The organism is Streptomyces sp. TRD_SC_5 (genome assembly GCF_056836825.1).
Genome location: NZ_JBWZZS010000001.1, coordinates 5749163 through 5763350, shown reverse-complemented (window position 1 = coordinate 5763350; position 14188 = coordinate 5749163). Strand labels below are relative to the sequence as shown.

General features: G+C 68.0%; 10 protein-coding genes. 8 read left to right on the top strand and 2 right to left on the bottom strand.

The genetic code is table 11. The features are described from left to right. Positions 1 to 174 precede the first annotated feature (174 nt). The 5 genes from AC1P0E_RS26450 to AC1P0E_RS26430 are packed head-to-tail and all read left to right on the top strand — an operon-like array spanning position 175 to position 5501. Positions 175 to 804, top strand: a complete 630-nt coding sequence (locus AC1P0E_RS26450; protein WP_482744604.1) for a hypothetical protein — start codon at positions 175 to 177, stop codon at positions 802 to 804. Positions 805 to 816: 12 nt separating this feature from the next. Continuing rightward, the gene (locus AC1P0E_RS26445; RefSeq protein WP_482744603.1) at positions 817 to 2976 is read left to right on the top strand and encodes a hypothetical protein; all 2160 of its coding nucleotides are present in this window, start codon (positions 817 to 819) and stop codon (positions 2974 to 2976) included. Beyond that, on the top strand, positions 2973 to 4013 hold the full coding sequence (locus AC1P0E_RS26440; protein WP_482744602.1) for a hypothetical protein: 1041 nt from the start codon (positions 2973 to 2975) through the stop codon (positions 4011 to 4013). Before AC1P0E_RS26445 ends, AC1P0E_RS26440 begins: the two co-directional genes overlap by 4 nt. Before the next feature lie 28 nt (positions 4014 to 4041). Then, positions 4042 to 5163 carry a hypothetical protein gene (locus AC1P0E_RS26435; RefSeq protein ID WP_482744601.1) on the top strand — a complete coding sequence of 374 codons (1122 nt, stop codon included), beginning with the start codon at positions 4042 to 4044 and terminating at the stop codon, positions 5161 to 5163. Beyond that, complete coding sequence (locus AC1P0E_RS26430) at positions 5160 to 5501, top strand: hypothetical protein (protein WP_482744600.1); 342 nt, start codon at positions 5160 to 5162, stop codon at positions 5499 to 5501. The genes AC1P0E_RS26435 and AC1P0E_RS26430 overlap by 4 nt, the downstream gene beginning before the upstream one ends. 80 nt (positions 5502 to 5581) lie before the next feature. Here the strand turns inward: AC1P0E_RS26430 and acnA are convergent, their stop codons facing one another. Then, the gene (gene acnA, locus AC1P0E_RS26425; RefSeq protein ID WP_482744599.1) at positions 5582 to 8308 is read right to left on the bottom strand and encodes an aconitate hydratase AcnA; all 2727 of its coding nucleotides are present in this window, start codon (positions 8306 to 8308) and stop codon (positions 5582 to 5584) included. A gap of 249 nt (positions 8309 to 8557) precedes the next feature. Between acnA and AC1P0E_RS26420 the strand changes: the two genes are divergently transcribed. The 3 genes from AC1P0E_RS26420 to AC1P0E_RS26410 all read left to right on the top strand — a co-directional run bounded on the left by AC1P0E_RS26420 (position 8558) and on the right by AC1P0E_RS26410 (position 13416). Beyond that, positions 8558 to 9877, top strand: coding sequence for an FAD-binding oxidoreductase (locus AC1P0E_RS26420; protein WP_482744598.1), 1320 nt, complete (start codon positions 8558 to 8560; stop codon positions 9875 to 9877). A 14-nt stretch (positions 9878 to 9891) separates the two neighbouring features. After that, on the top strand, positions 9892 to 11421 hold the full coding sequence (locus AC1P0E_RS26415; RefSeq protein WP_482744597.1) for a helix-turn-helix domain-containing protein: 1530 nt from the start codon (positions 9892 to 9894) through the stop codon (positions 11419 to 11421). 909 nt (positions 11422 to 12330) lie between these two features. Beyond that, the gene (locus AC1P0E_RS26410; protein WP_482744596.1) at positions 12331 to 13416 is read left to right on the top strand and encodes an AfsR/SARP family transcriptional regulator; all 1086 of its coding nucleotides are present in this window, start codon (positions 12331 to 12333) and stop codon (positions 13414 to 13416) included. Here AC1P0E_RS26410 and AC1P0E_RS26405 read toward each other — a convergent pair whose 3' ends face one another. Next, positions 13417 to 14079 carry a cutinase family protein gene (locus AC1P0E_RS26405; RefSeq protein ID WP_482744595.1) on the bottom strand — a complete coding sequence of 221 codons (663 nt, stop codon included), beginning with the start codon at positions 14077 to 14079 and terminating at the stop codon, positions 13417 to 13419. Positions 14080 to 14188: the final 109 nt, after the last annotated feature.

Sequence of the window (14188 nt, the reverse complement as noted above, 5' to 3'; positions counted from 1 at the left end):
GGGCGCCCGGCAAGTCCGCCGCACGGAGGCTGCCTTCTTCATGACACCACCTCATCATTCACACCAGACCCCGGCGGACCGGCTGTCCCGGCACTAACTAAGCTCGGGTCAAGACGATCACGCATTGAGGATGGCACCGCCCTGGTGGGTGGTGCATCGATACGGGGGTATCTGGTGAGCTCTGATTTCGACTCAGTAGGGGCGATATCCGCACCGGCGACGGGGCCCGACCCCCGGCTGAGGCTGATATCCGCGCCGGCCACCGGCCCGGACCCCCGGCTGCAGGGGCCCGTCGCGCCGAACACGGGGCCCGACCCCCGCATCCACCAGATGCCCCCGCCCACCGGCACGGACCCCCGGACGTTCGACCCGGCCCCGCCGGGTACGAGCCCCGGCGCCAACCCCGGCAACGACTCAATCCAGACGATGTCCGCCCCTGCGGGAGGCGTGCAGGCGACCGGCTTCGGTACGACCCAGGTGGACGACCCTTCCGCCCTCAACCGGGCCGGCCAAGGCGCCCTGGAGCTGGGTTCCGCGCTGCACTCCAGGGGCCGTATCGGCGATGACGACACCATGATCGCCGCATCGGTCGCCGTGGGCAGTGAGTTCTGGTCCGGCGAACTGGGCGGGGCCATCACGCAGATGATGGAGCTGTGGGACACCCAGGTCGGCGGGCTCGCCGCGACCTGCCGCGACATCCACTCGCGGTGCACCACCACGGCCAGCAACTACACACGTACAGAAGCGGCGAACGACGACGAGATGAACGCTCTCCGTGTCAGCACGCTCTCCGACTTCGACTGACTGAGGGCCCTCATGATTACGTACACAGAGCTCCGCAACCTCGGCGTCGACAGCCTGAAGAACGCCGTCGACCGGTGGACCGACATCATCCGCATGCTCGACGCCATGGACGAGGCGTACACCAACTCGGTGGCGAAACCCTTCGATGACGCCGGCTGGACCAGCTTCGACGGCACGTCCGAGTTCGCGCGCGTGCAAGTTTACAGCGCGAACAAGGAGTTCAGCGACGCGGTCAAGGAAGCCAAGGGCATTCGGGTCGTCCTGGAAGACGCGTACACGGAGCTGAAGAAGTACAAGGCCGACCTCATTCAGCTCGCCGACGTGGACGCCGGGAAGGACGGCGTGATCATCAGCCCGACGGGCGCGGTGAGCCTGCGCGACCCTTCCAAGGAAGGCGACGAAGGTACCGGCCCCGGCGGCATGCTCCCTTCCGCGAACCAGGTCAAGGTCTTGTTCTGGGAAGCGAGGATCAACGTCCTGCTGGTCGCCGCCGCCAACGCCGACCAGTCCGCGGCCATCGCACTGCGCCGCAACGCGGGCAACAAGGACGAGGGCTTCAACGACAAGACGGTCACCTCCGTCGACCAGGACGAGTCGCAGCGCGCGTCGAAGCTGCTCCAGAAGTACGAGAGCGGCGAGAAGCTCTCACCTGCCGAGCTCAAGGAGCTCGAGAGGGTGATGAGCCACAACCAGAAGGACCCGGAGTTCAGCCGAATGGTGCTGGACGATCTGGGACCGGAGGGCTCGCTGCGGCTCGCCGAGGACCTGGAGAGGGAACGGGCCGGCGACAGCGCGAACAAGGACAAGTACGGCAACATCCAGTCCGCGCTGGCCAACAACATCGCCACGGCCAACCAGGACAAGGCGTTCTCCGAGCAGTGGCGCAAGGACATGGCCAAGTTCGGCACCGAACGGCCCAAGGACGACGGTTCCAAGCCGTACGGCTACCAGACCCTGACCACGCTCCTCAAGCACGGTGACACCGGTTCCTACCCGCCGCACATGACGATGGGCCTGACCGACGACATCATCGCGGCCGAGCGGAAGAACCCGGGCATCTGGGACGAGCACGACCAGGCCAACGCCGGCGCCGACGTGGACCCGGTCGCGGTCATGGACCCGGTGGACGACATGCTGAAGGTGATGAGCGGCGACCCGGACACGGCCACCCGCTATCTCGACCCGGCCGGCGGCAACAAGAACCTGGAGTACCTGCTCGACAAGCGCGACTGGCCGGACCTCGAAGTCCGGGAAGTCGCGCGCGGCATGGAGCCGACGGGAAACACCGACCACGTCGACGCCACCAACACCCGCATGGGCCTCGGCAGCGCCCTGGAGGCAGCCGTCACCGGCGACAAGGCGGGACCGCCGCACACCGACGGACAGGCCCGCATCATGCGTGACACCGTCAATCTGTTGGACGGTGGGCCCCACAACGAAGAGATCAAGGCGAACCTGCGGCAACCGCTGGCGAATTCCTTGGCCGACTACACGAACGACACGCACGAGATTCTCGGCGGAGTCAATCCCGACTACCGGCACCAGGCGCCGGACGTGAACGGGAAGGGTGGCGACGGCCTGTTCGGTGACAAGAACGACGCGCACATCTCTCCGGACCCCAACAAGCTGATCCGCGTCATGCGAGGGATATCCGACGATCCGGAGGCCTACGGCACGCTGCACAAAGCCGAAACGGCCTACATCGCCAAACAGATGGAGGACGCGGAGGGCAAGTCAGCAGAGGCTGTCCGGGACCCCGTACGAAATGGGGGATCCGCCCTCGGCGCATACGACGCCATCCGCGAAGACGTCATCTACGACAAGCGTGATGACGCCAACGCGCAGGAGGACTGGAAAGCCAAGACGATCTACCACGTGGTCGGCACTCCCGTCACAGCTGTCCCAGGCATCGGCGACGCCGCACAGCGCATGCTCGACACCTGGACCTATGACATGTCCCTCAAGTACAAGGGCGAGAACGACGACGAAGCCGCTGCTCAAGTCGCCGACGAAAGCCTCACGTCACAGCAGGAGATGCTGGACCTTGTCGACAGCTGGGCCAAGGAGGACGGGCCCGGCTGGCACGGCGAGGGAATGAACGATCTGAGGCACGACATGAGGAACGACCACGCCACCGGTGAAAAGCTTGCCAACGAAGCGATTGGCCGATGAATCGCGTCGTGCGGGAAAGGCAGGAAGCCGGCCACGGAACCCGGAAGCGAGCCGCGATCGGCGGTACGGTGGCGCTCCTTCTCATCGCAGGGGGCGTCATCGGGCTCACCTTCGCCACCCGCGGAGGTGAGCCCGACTGCGAGAGCCTGCTCGGTGACAAGTCCATTCAGCGTGTGCTGGGTTCACAGCACCGTTCGGACCTGAGTTGCGTCGACCTCGGCGAGGCCCTACGCACAGCGGCCACAGGGTCTGCGCCTGGCCGGCACACCGTCGGCCAGGCGCAGAACATGCGCGACACGATCGTGGCGATCAGCGAGGACGCCCAACAGCGACGGGAAGCCTCCGTCGCCCCGGCTCTCCGCAAGCCGATCGCATCGGCCCTCGCGGACTACGCGGGAGACACTTACGAAGTACTGTCCGGCGTCAATCCGGACTACTACCGGCGGGAGGACAGTGCCCCATGGCGTGACGGGTCGATCGTGCGCATGTCCATCGACCCGGTCGACGTCGTCCGCACGATGCGTGCCGTGTCCGACGATCCGTCGGCGTACGCCACACTCCGCGCCGCACAGACCCGTGTGTGCGCGGACCGTCTTGCCGACGTCCCCGCGAAGGCCACCAAGGGCGCATTCCAAGAGCCGGCTCGCGACTGCGCCGCCGGTCTCGGCCGTTTCGACGGCATCGCCGACGACATACCGGAGGACGATCGCCGCGAATGGCGGACGGCCGTCTTCAAGCGTCTCGCGGACAGCGCACCCAAGCCGCCTCCGCCTCCTTACCGCGAAGATGCGGCCGAGCACATCATGAGTACGTGGCAGCAGGGCTTCGTTGAGGCAAAGCCCGGCCCGACCCGGTTCATGGACGACGACATCCTCGACCTGATCACGATCTGGGCCAGGGGGAGAGGCGAAGACTCCGACTCCGACAAGGTGGACTTCCTCCAAATGGACTCCATGAACGATGCCTCCAATGGCACCGAGGAGACGGAAGAAACGCTCAAGTGCACCCGGAAGCCCGAAGAGCAGCCGTGTCCGTGAGCTCGGAAGATCTCCGGGGCAGGCGCTGATGAGCACATCTACCACCGGCAGAAAGCCCTCCAAAGGCAAGCTTGTCCGCATCACGTCGGCTTCCGTGGCCGTGCTCGCGGCAGTGGCCTGCGGGCTCTATTTCGCGGGCGCGTACGGCAGTTGGCGGGACGAGGCCGAACCGGCACGCCTTTGCGACGGCATCGCGCCGCAAGACGAGTTGTCGCAGTTCCTGGGGATGCGGGAGCTGACATCCGAAGACATCATCACGGACCGTTCGACCGGAGATCCGCAGGAGTGCTCCGTCCGGCCCTTGAGGGAAGGGACGGGGAAGTACTACGACGAGGTGGACATCACCGTAAGCAAGCACGCGGGAAGCAGAGACCTTCTCCGGAGCCTCGCACGCCAGATGTCCGACAGCTCCACCCAGGCGGTGTCACCCATCGGCAACGGCTGGCGCGGAGTGCTCGCCGCCGACACCCACGAACCCAGGGCGGCAGTCGTGATGCTCTGCACCGGGGGCGAGCAGGAGAACATCGTCGTCAACCTGACGGCCCGCCACCTGGGTGCCGTCCAGAAAGCGGCCACTGCCGAGCAGCGGACGGAACTGGCCCGCCTGGCCACCCGGACGGCCGTCGCCGCCGCCGACCGGGCGGGCTGCAAGGCCCCTCGTGGCAAAGCGATCAAGGAAGTCCCTGCCCCCATCCCCACATCCATGGACAGGGCGGCCGCCACCCCGCCCGACCGCGCCACCGGCACCTGCGCGGGTGTCTCTGCCGCCACGTGGGAGGCCCCGGCCGACCCTCTCGCCCCCATCGAGGACTGTTTTCTGCTCGACAAGGACGGCAAGCCGGCGTACCGCCTGGCCGCGTACTACGGGCCGTATGTGGAGGACGGGCACGTCGCGACATACAAGCGTGGGGACAGCGGCAAGTTCCGTAACTCCGTCAGCAGTTCGGAGGGGCTGTACTGGGTCAGCGCCACCTGCCCCGCCCAGGGCGGCACAGCGTTCTTCACCGCCGAGACCCTCTCAACGGGCGACGGCAGCCATACGCCCCCGGACCCCGCCCTGCAGCAGGCGTCGCTCCGTAAGTTCGCGGAGCGCTCGGCGAAGGCCCACGGCTGCCAGCCACCGCAGTCGGCTACGAGCGACGCCAGATGACCCAGGCTGTGCGACAGCCGGCTTGGAGAGCCCGAAGGCGGACGACCGTCTGGGGAAAGGTCGGGGTTCCGCTCCTCGGCGGAGGCGCCGTTGGCTACACCCTCGTCACCGGCGACGGCGATCCCCGTTGTGACGGTCTGCTCGGCGACAAGTCCATCCAGCGCGTACTGGGTGCGAACCACCGCTCGGACATGAGCTGCGGCGACCTCGGCGAGGCCCTGCGCGAGGCGGCCACAGGCCCAAGGGGTACGTGGCAGCAAGACTTCGTTGGGGCAAAGCCCGGCCAGACCCGGTTCATGGGTGACGACATCCTCGAGCTCATCACAATCTGCCCGTGAACGTGAGGCGCGCATGAACGCCTGAAGGGCCGCATCCCTGGGCGGGGATGCGGCCCTCAAGGCTTCAAGATGCAGAGTGATCAGCTGCGGATCAGGGACCGCAGCACGTACTGCAGGATGCCGCCGTTGCGGTAGTAGTCCGCCTCGCCCGGGGTGTCGATGCGCAGCTTCGCGTCGAACTCGACGGTCTCACCGGCGGGGCTGACGGCCTTGACCTTGAGCGTGTCCGGGATGCCGCCGTCGTTCAGACCGGTGACGCCGGTGATCTCGAAGGTCTCGTCGCCGGTCAGACCCAGCGCGAGCGCCGAGCCGCCCTCGGGGTACTGGAGCGGAAGGACGCCCATGCCGATGAGGTTCGAGCGGTGGATGCGCTCGTACGACTCGGCGATGACGGCCTTGACGCCGAGCAGCGCGGTGCCCTTGGCCGCCCAGTCGCGGGACGAGCCCGAGCCGTACTCCTTGCCCGCCAGGATGACCAGCGGGGTGCCGGCGGCCTGGTAGTTCTGCGAGGCGTCGTAGATGTACGACACCGGCGCGTCGGGCTGCGTGAAGTCGCGGGTGAAGCCGCCTTCCGTACCCGGCGCGATCTGGTTGCGCAGGCGGATGTTGGCGAACGTGCCGCGGATCATGACCTCGTGGTTGCCACGGCGCGAGCCGTAGGAGTTGAAGTCACGGCGCTGGACGCCGTGCTCCGTGAGGTACTGACCGGCCGGGGTGTCGGCCTTGATGGCGCCGGCCGGGGAGATGTGGTCGGTGGTGACCGAGTCACCCAGCTTGGCGAGGACGCGCGCGCCGGCGATGTCCTCGACCGGGGTCGTCTCCATCGTCATGCCCTCGAAGTACGGGGGCTTCCTGACGTACGTCGACTCGTTGTCCCACTCGAAGGTGTTGCCGGTGGGGATCTCCAGCGCCTGCCACTGCGCGTCGCCCGCGAAGACGTCGGCGTAGGACTTGTTGAACATGTCCTCGCCGATGGAGTTGGCGACGACGTCGTTGACCTCGGCCTCGGTGGGCCAGATGTCCGCGAGGTAGACCGGCTTGCCCTCGGTGTCGAGGCCGAGCGCGTCCTTGGTGATGTCCACCTTCATGGAGCCCGCGAGGGCGTACGCGACGACCAGCGGCGGGGAGGCCAGGTAGTTCATCTTGACGTCGGGGTTGATGCGGCCCTCGAAGTTACGGTTGCCCGAGAGGACGGACGTAACAGCCAGGTCGTTGTCGTTAACGGCCTTGGAGACCTCCTCGGGCAGCGGGCCCGAGTTGCCGATGCAGGTGGTGCAGCCGTAGCCGACGAGGTTGAAGCCGACCTTGTCGAGGTAGGGGGTCAGCCCCGCCTTGTCGAAGTAGTCCGTGACGACCTTGGAGCCCGGCGCGAGCGTGGTCTTGACCCACGGCTTGCGGGTCAGGCCCTTCTCGACCGCCTTCTTCGCCACCAGCGCGGCGGCGACCATGACGTACGGGTTCGAGGTGTTGGTGCAGGAGGTGATGGCCGCGACCGTCACAGCGCCGTGGTCGATCTCGTACGTCGAACCGTCGGCGGCGGTGACCAGGGTCGGCCGGGTCGGTACGCCGTTGTGCTCGGCGGGCGAGTCGGAGGCCGGGAAGGACTCCTTGCCCGCCTCCTCGTCGTCGCTGACGTAGTTGCGCACGTCCTGCGCGAACTGCTGGGCGGCGTTGGCGAGGACGATACGGTCCTGCGGACGCTTCGGGCCGGCGATCGACGGGACGACCGTCGCCAGGTCGAGCTCGAGCTTCTCGGAGAAGTCCGGCTCGGCGGCCGGGTCGAGCCAGAGGCCCTGCTCCTTGGCGTACGCCTCGACGAGCGCGACCTGCTGCGCGTCGCGGCCGGTCAGACGCAGGTACTTCAGGGTCTCGTCGTCGATCGGGAAGATCGCGGCGGTGGAGCCGAACTCCGGCGACATGTTGCCGATGGTGGCGCGGTTGGCGAGGCTCGTCGCCGCCACACCCTCACCGTAGAACTCGACGAACTTGCCGACGACGCCGTGCTTGCGCAGCATCTCGGTGATCGTGAGCACCAGGTCGGTGGCGGTGGTGCCGGCCGGGAGCTCGCCGGTCAGCTTGAAGCCGACGACGCGCGGGATGAGCATGGAGACCGGCTGGCCGAGCATCGCGGCCTCTGCCTCGATGCCGCCGACGCCCCAGCCCAGCACACCAAGGCCGTTGACCATGGTGGTGTGCGAGTCGGTGCCGACGAGGGTGTCGGGGTACGCCTGGCCGTTACGGACCATGACGGTGCGGGCCAGGTGCTCGATGTTGACCTGGTGGACGATGCCGGTGCCCGGGGGGACGACCTTGAACTCGTCGAAGGCGGTCTGGCCCCAGCGCAGGAACTGGTAGCGCTCCTTGTTGCGGCCGTACTCCAGCTCGACGTTCTGCTGGAAGGCGCCGGCCGTACCGAACTTGTCGGCGATGACGGAGTGATCGATGACCAGCTCGGCCGGGGCCAGCGGGTTGATCTTCGCCGGGTCGCCGCCGAGCTCCTTGACGGCCTCACGCATGGTGGCGAGGTCGACGACACAGGGCACGCCGGTGAAGTCCTGCATGATCACGCGGGCGGGCGTGAACTGGATCTCCTGGCTGGGCTGGGCCTGCGAGTCCCAGCCGCCGATCGCCCGGATGTGGTCGGCGGTGATGTTCGCGCCGTCCTCGGTGCGGAGCAGGTTCTCCAGCAGCACCTTCAGGCTGTAAGGGAGGCGCGCGGAGCCCTCGACCTTGTCCAGCTTGAAGATCTCGTACGACTCGTCGCCCACGCGCAGCGTGCTGCGGGCGTCGAAGCTGTTCGCCGACACGACAGTCTCCTTCTTCAATGTGCGCGTTTCCTACGCATCCTGCCGCCACGGCCCCCTGGCCATCCGCTAAGGTAAGACTTAGTTAGGTCACCCTTACCGGTCGGCGGCTGCGGTACGCCTTCGGCAGATATCTCGATGTCGAGATAACTCTAGTACATGACCGCGATTCGGTCATGCCCGGACCGCCATGTGTGCTGTCTCACCCATGCCGGCCGAGTGCCGCCGAAAACCCGACGGCATGTGTCAGGTATGAGCGGAAGCATCTCCGTCCGTAGCGAGGACGCGAAGACGGAGGCACTTCACATGGCCAGGACGAATCTCCCGGACGTCGACGTCAGGACGCTGCGCGGGGCCGTGCGCGGGCCCGTGCTGCTGCCGGGCGAGGCGGGGTACGAGGAGGAGCTCGCCGGGTTCCAGACCGCCTATGGTCACCGGCCCGCCGTGGCGGTCGGGGCGGACCGGGCCGCCGACGTGGCGTCCGCCGTGGGATTCGCGGCGGCGCACGGGCTGCCCGTCGCGGTGCAGGCCACCGGGCACGGCATCTCGGTGGCGGCGGACGGCGGGATGCTGATCAGTACGCGCCGGATGCGGGAGGTCCGGATCGACGCGGGGGCACGGACCGCCTGGTTCGGGGCCGGGGTGGTGTGGGATCAGGTGGTCCGGGCCGCCGCTCCGCACGGGCTGGCGCCGCTCAGCGGGTCGGCCGCCGGGGTGGGGGCCGTGTCGTACACCCTGGGCGGCGGCATCGGATTGCTGGCCCGTCAGTTCGGGTACGCCGCCGATCAGGTGCGGGGCGCGGAGATCGTCACGGCGGACGGCGTGCTGCGGTACGTCACCGCGCAGAGCGACCCCGAGCTCTTCTGGGCGCTGCGCGGGGCGGGGCACAACTTCGGCGTGGTGACCGGGCTCGAGGTCGGCCTGGTGCCGGTCGAGCGGGTGTTCGGGGGCGGGCTGTACTTCGACGGTGCGCAGGTGGACGACGTACTGCGGACGTACGCCGACATCATCGACGACCTCAGGGAACTGCCGTACAGCGAAGGCGAATCCATCCACAAGGACCCGCCCTTCCCGCACGCGTACACCGGAACGAACGCCATGCTGCGCAAGCTCGACGAGGGCGCGCTCGCGGCCGTCCGGGAACTGACGGGGCCGGACGCGCCGTTGATGAACGTGGTGGACCTGCGGCAGCTGGGCGGCGCGCTCGCGCGGGAGCCGGCCGGGGCGGCGAGCGCCATCGGCCACCGCGAGGCGCGCTACATCCTGCGCGTCATCACGATGCTCGACGGGCCGCGCGACCTCGCGCGGGCCCGCGAGACGCACGGGCGGGTGCTGGACGCGCTCGCGCCCTGGACCGCCGGCAGCTCGCTGCCCTTCCTGTACGGCGACGGGGAGCGGGCGGGCGAGGAGCAGACCCGTACCGGCTACGCCCCGGAAACCTACCGGCGGCTGACGGAGCTGAAGACGCGCCTGGACCCAGCGAACTCTTTCCGCTTCAACCGGAACATTCCGCCCAGCGCCGCCCCATCGGCCGTCACACCCGCCCCCCGGAATGCGGCATCTCATATCTGAGATAACCTGCCGCTATGGCAGACGACTACCTCGTACGCATCGGCAAGCTCATCCGTGACGCCCGTCAGCACCGGGGCTGGACGCAGACTCAGCTCGCCGAGGCGCTGGGCACCAGCCAGAGTGCCGTCAACCGCATCGAGCGCGGGAACCAGAACATCAGCCTTGAGATGATCGCGCGCATCGGCGAAGCTCTCGACAGTGAAATCGTCTCACTGGGGTACGCGGGACCGATGCATCTACGTGTGGTCGGTGGACGGCGTCTTTCCGGCTCGATCGACGTGAAGACGAGCAAGAACGCCTGCGTGGCGCTGCTTTGCGCCTCGCTGCTCAACAAGGGCCGCACCGTGCTGCGGCGCGTCGCGCGCATCGAGGAGGTCTACCGCCTGCTGGAGGTGCTCAACTCCATCGGCGTACGCACCCGTTGGATCAACGACGGGAAGGACCTGGAGATCGTCCCGCCCGCGCAGCTGGACATGGAGTCGATGGACGCCGAGGCGGCCCGCCGGACGCGGAGCATCATCATGTTCCTCGGCCCGCTGCTGCACCGCATGGACCATTTCAAACTCCCCTACGCGGGCGGCTGCGACCTCGGCACGCGCACCATCGAGCCGCACATGATCGCGCTGCGCCGCTTCGGGCTGGACATCACCGCGACCGAGGGCATCTACCACGCGGTGGTGGAGCCCTCGACCGGGCCCGCCCGTCCGATCGTGCTGACCGAGCGCGGCGACACGGTGACCGAGAACGCGCTGCTCGCGGCGGCCCGCCACGACGGTGTGAGCGTCATCCGCAACGCCTCGTCCAACTACATGGTCCAGGACCTCTGCTTCTTCCTGGAGGCGCTGGGCGTACGGGTCGACGGGGTCGGGACGACCACGCTGACCGTGCACGGCGTACCGAACATCGACGTGGACGTCGACTACTCGCCGTCCGAGGACCCGGTCGAGGCGATGAGCCTGCTCGCGGCGGCCGTGGTGACGGGCTCGGAGCTGACGATCCGCCGGGTGCCGATCGAGTTCCTGGAGATCGAGCTCGCGGTGCTGGAGGAGATGGGGCTCGACCACGACCGGACGGGCGAGTACGAGGCGGACAACGGGCGTACGCGGCTGGTGGACCTGACCGTACGGCCCTCGAAGCTCGAGGCGCCGATCGACAAGATCCACCCGATGCCCTTCCCCGGGCTGAACATCGACAACGTGCCGTTCTTCGCGGCGATCGCGGCGGTCGCCCAGGGCCAGACACTGATCCACGACTGGGTGTACGACAACCGCGCGATCTACCTGACGGACCTCAACCGCCTCGGCGGCCGCCTCCAGCTCCTGGACCCGCACCGCGTACTGGTCGAGGGCCCGACCCGGTGGCGCGCCGCCGAGATGATGTGCCCGCCGGCGCTGCGGCCCGCCGTGGTCGTCCTGCTGGCGATGATGGCGGCCGAAGGTACGTCCGTACTGCGCAACGTCTATGTCATCAACCGGGGTTACGAGGACCTGGCGGAGCGCCTCAACTCGGTGGGCGCGCAGATCGAGATCTTCCGCGACATCTGACCGACGAAGGCCGCCGCACCCAGTCTGACCTGCAAGGAAGCAGATCAGGAGAGGGCGCGGCGGCACCCGTGGGACTTCTCTGGGGCTTTGGACCTGAGGGCGGGCTCCTACGAGCCGCTGTCCGGGCCCGACACCGACCGGCCCGAGGCTACGCCGAAGATCGCATCGATGGCGGCGGTGCCACGTGCTCCCGCGCGGGGCAGGAAGTCGCACCAAGTTCACGTGAGTCACCCGTCGCCCCCAGAGCCGCAACCCAGAGTGGACCGACAGGTCTAACCAACTTCTTCCGCCTGAGACACGGCGACGCTTCCGACCAAACGCCCAGGCTAGTAACCTGCCAACCGGGCTTGGCGTGTTGCGTGACCTGCAGCTTCGGCCACATGACACTCCGTCAGATTGAGCGTCGCGGGCGTCATTTCAGCGTCAAGATATCGCCCGTAACGCCCACACCGCACATTACGCACACCACCCGAACCTGCGGGTCAGGCGCTCTTTGCGGCTGGTTCAAGGATCGCCACGCACTCCACGTGGTGCGTCATCGGAAAGATGCCACAGGAAGCAGAAGCAAGCATAAAGCCAGTTCAGGGGCCACTTATGGTTCCACTGAAGGGTTCTTCCGTGGGCCGGAGCGTCAAACGAGCGTCACGAACCAGAGCAACGTCCCGGCCGAGTCAGGCGTGGCCTCAGCGCCCGACCCTGGTCCGGCCGGACGCGGCGTCGTCTCACGCGCTCTCACACTCACCCACTGTGCGGACGCCCCAGGCCCGCCACCAGCCGACGCGCGCCTGAGGATGACATGCGGACGCGTGTGTCACTCCGGATCGTTCCGGATGCCAGGCCCGGCGCTCCCCCCACTACCTTGTCGACGGCGCCCGCAAGACCGACCCGTCCGGAGCCCGGGGAGCTGCGATGCCGACGACCACCACCACCGACCGCCCTACCGCCGCCGTGCTCAGGCATCAGGAACGCCGAGTGCTCTCCGCGGTGGGCTGCGGCCTGCGGGACGACGAGATCGCCGCCGCGCTCGCCCTCTCCGAGGACGCCGTGGCCGAGCACCTCGCGCGCATCCTGGTGAAGCTCGGTCTGCGCGACCGGGCCGCCGCCATCGTGCACGCCTTCGACTGCGGTCTGGTCGCCCCCGGACGCGGCCCCCGCACACGGTCGGTGAGGCCGGTTCCACGGGCCCTCGCCGTGCGAGCGGCGGGACCGAAGGTGCAGGTCTCCCTGCTCGGGCCGCTGCAGGCGGGGCGGGACGGGCGGTCTCTCAACCTGGGGCATCTGCGCCAGCAGGCCGTCCTGGCGGCCCTGGCACTGGGCGCTGGGCGGTCCCTCAGCCAGCAGGAACTACTCGATGACGTATGGGGAATGGAGCCTCCGGTCGCGAACGTCGTGCCGGTGTACATCTACCGGTTGCGCAAGGCCCTGCGCGCCGGGGACGGCCCGGACTCGGTCATCGCACGCGGTCTCCGCGGATACCAGCTGGTCCCCGGCGCGGTGGACGTGGACGTGGCACGCGTGGAGGAGCTGGTCACCCGTATCGGGAAGGCCGATCGGGCGGGTGAACCGCTTGAGGCGGTCCGTCTCTGCGCCCTGGCGCTGGGGCAGTTTCGCGGGGAGCCCCTGGCCGGTTTGCCAGGGCCGCTCGCCGAACTGGAAAGGCTACGGCTGACCGAGCGCAGGATTGCCATCGTGCAGCGCAAGTTGCAGTGGCAGCTGCGCCTTGGCCAGGATGCGGAGGCGATCGCCGAGCTGTTCGCCCTGTCGGCGGCGCACCCCCTCAACGAGCCGTTGGCCGCGATGCTGATGCAGGCGCTGTACCGCAACGGACGCCAGGCCGATGCCCTGACGGTGTTCGAGCGCGCCCGCCGCCATCTCGCCGACGACCTCGGGGTTCCCCCGAGCCGGATGCTGCGGCGGGCGCACCAGATGATTCTCTGCGGTGACGAAGCCGGCCTCGGCCTCAACCCCTGGGCCGGCTCCTCCACCGTCTCCTGATCACCAGGAGCCGGGATGCCAGGCGCCGTTGTACCACTGTTCGTTGGCGCTGTCGTTGTGGTGATCCATGTTGAAGTCGTGGGGGTAGTTGTTCATGTGGTTGCCCGGGTACGTCCAGATGCCGGCGGACTCGTCGCAGACGTAGTCCCAGTGGCAGATCGTCTTGACCGGTACGTCGCCGAAGAACTTGTCGGCGCCGGCGAGCGGAGCGCCAATGATGCCGCCGAACGGCACGGATCCCCCGTTGGCACCGGGTCCGGCCTGGCGCTTGGGGTCCGCGATGAGAATGGCGTTGACGTTGTCGAAGGTCTGCCAGTTCTCGGTGACCCAGATGTGCACCACCGCGGCGCCCAAGGAGTACCCACCCATCTTGACATGCTGGCCCGGGCACGCGGCGCGTTGGTCGCGCACCAGCCGGTTCAGCTCATTGACGCCTGCCCGGGCGCTCGCGCCGTTGGGAATCTGGGTGGGGTACCCGACGTGCTGCTGGATGTCGCCGGTGAAGTTGTCGTTGTGCCACGAGCTTCCCGTGCCGCCGACGACGATCGTGTAGGTGCCCTCGCACGGAGCCGTGGCGGCTTGCGCCGTGGACGCCTGTGTCACCGACAGCCCTGCCGTCAGCAGAAGTCCGGCCAACGCGGCCGTCATCCTCTTCGCTCGCATTCGATCCTCCCCATGTGGTGTGCCTGTGCGTCACGACACTGGCAGTGGCCGATGACATCCCGATGAAACGCGCCCCGATGCAACGCGAGGGGTCCGATTCCATCCGTAT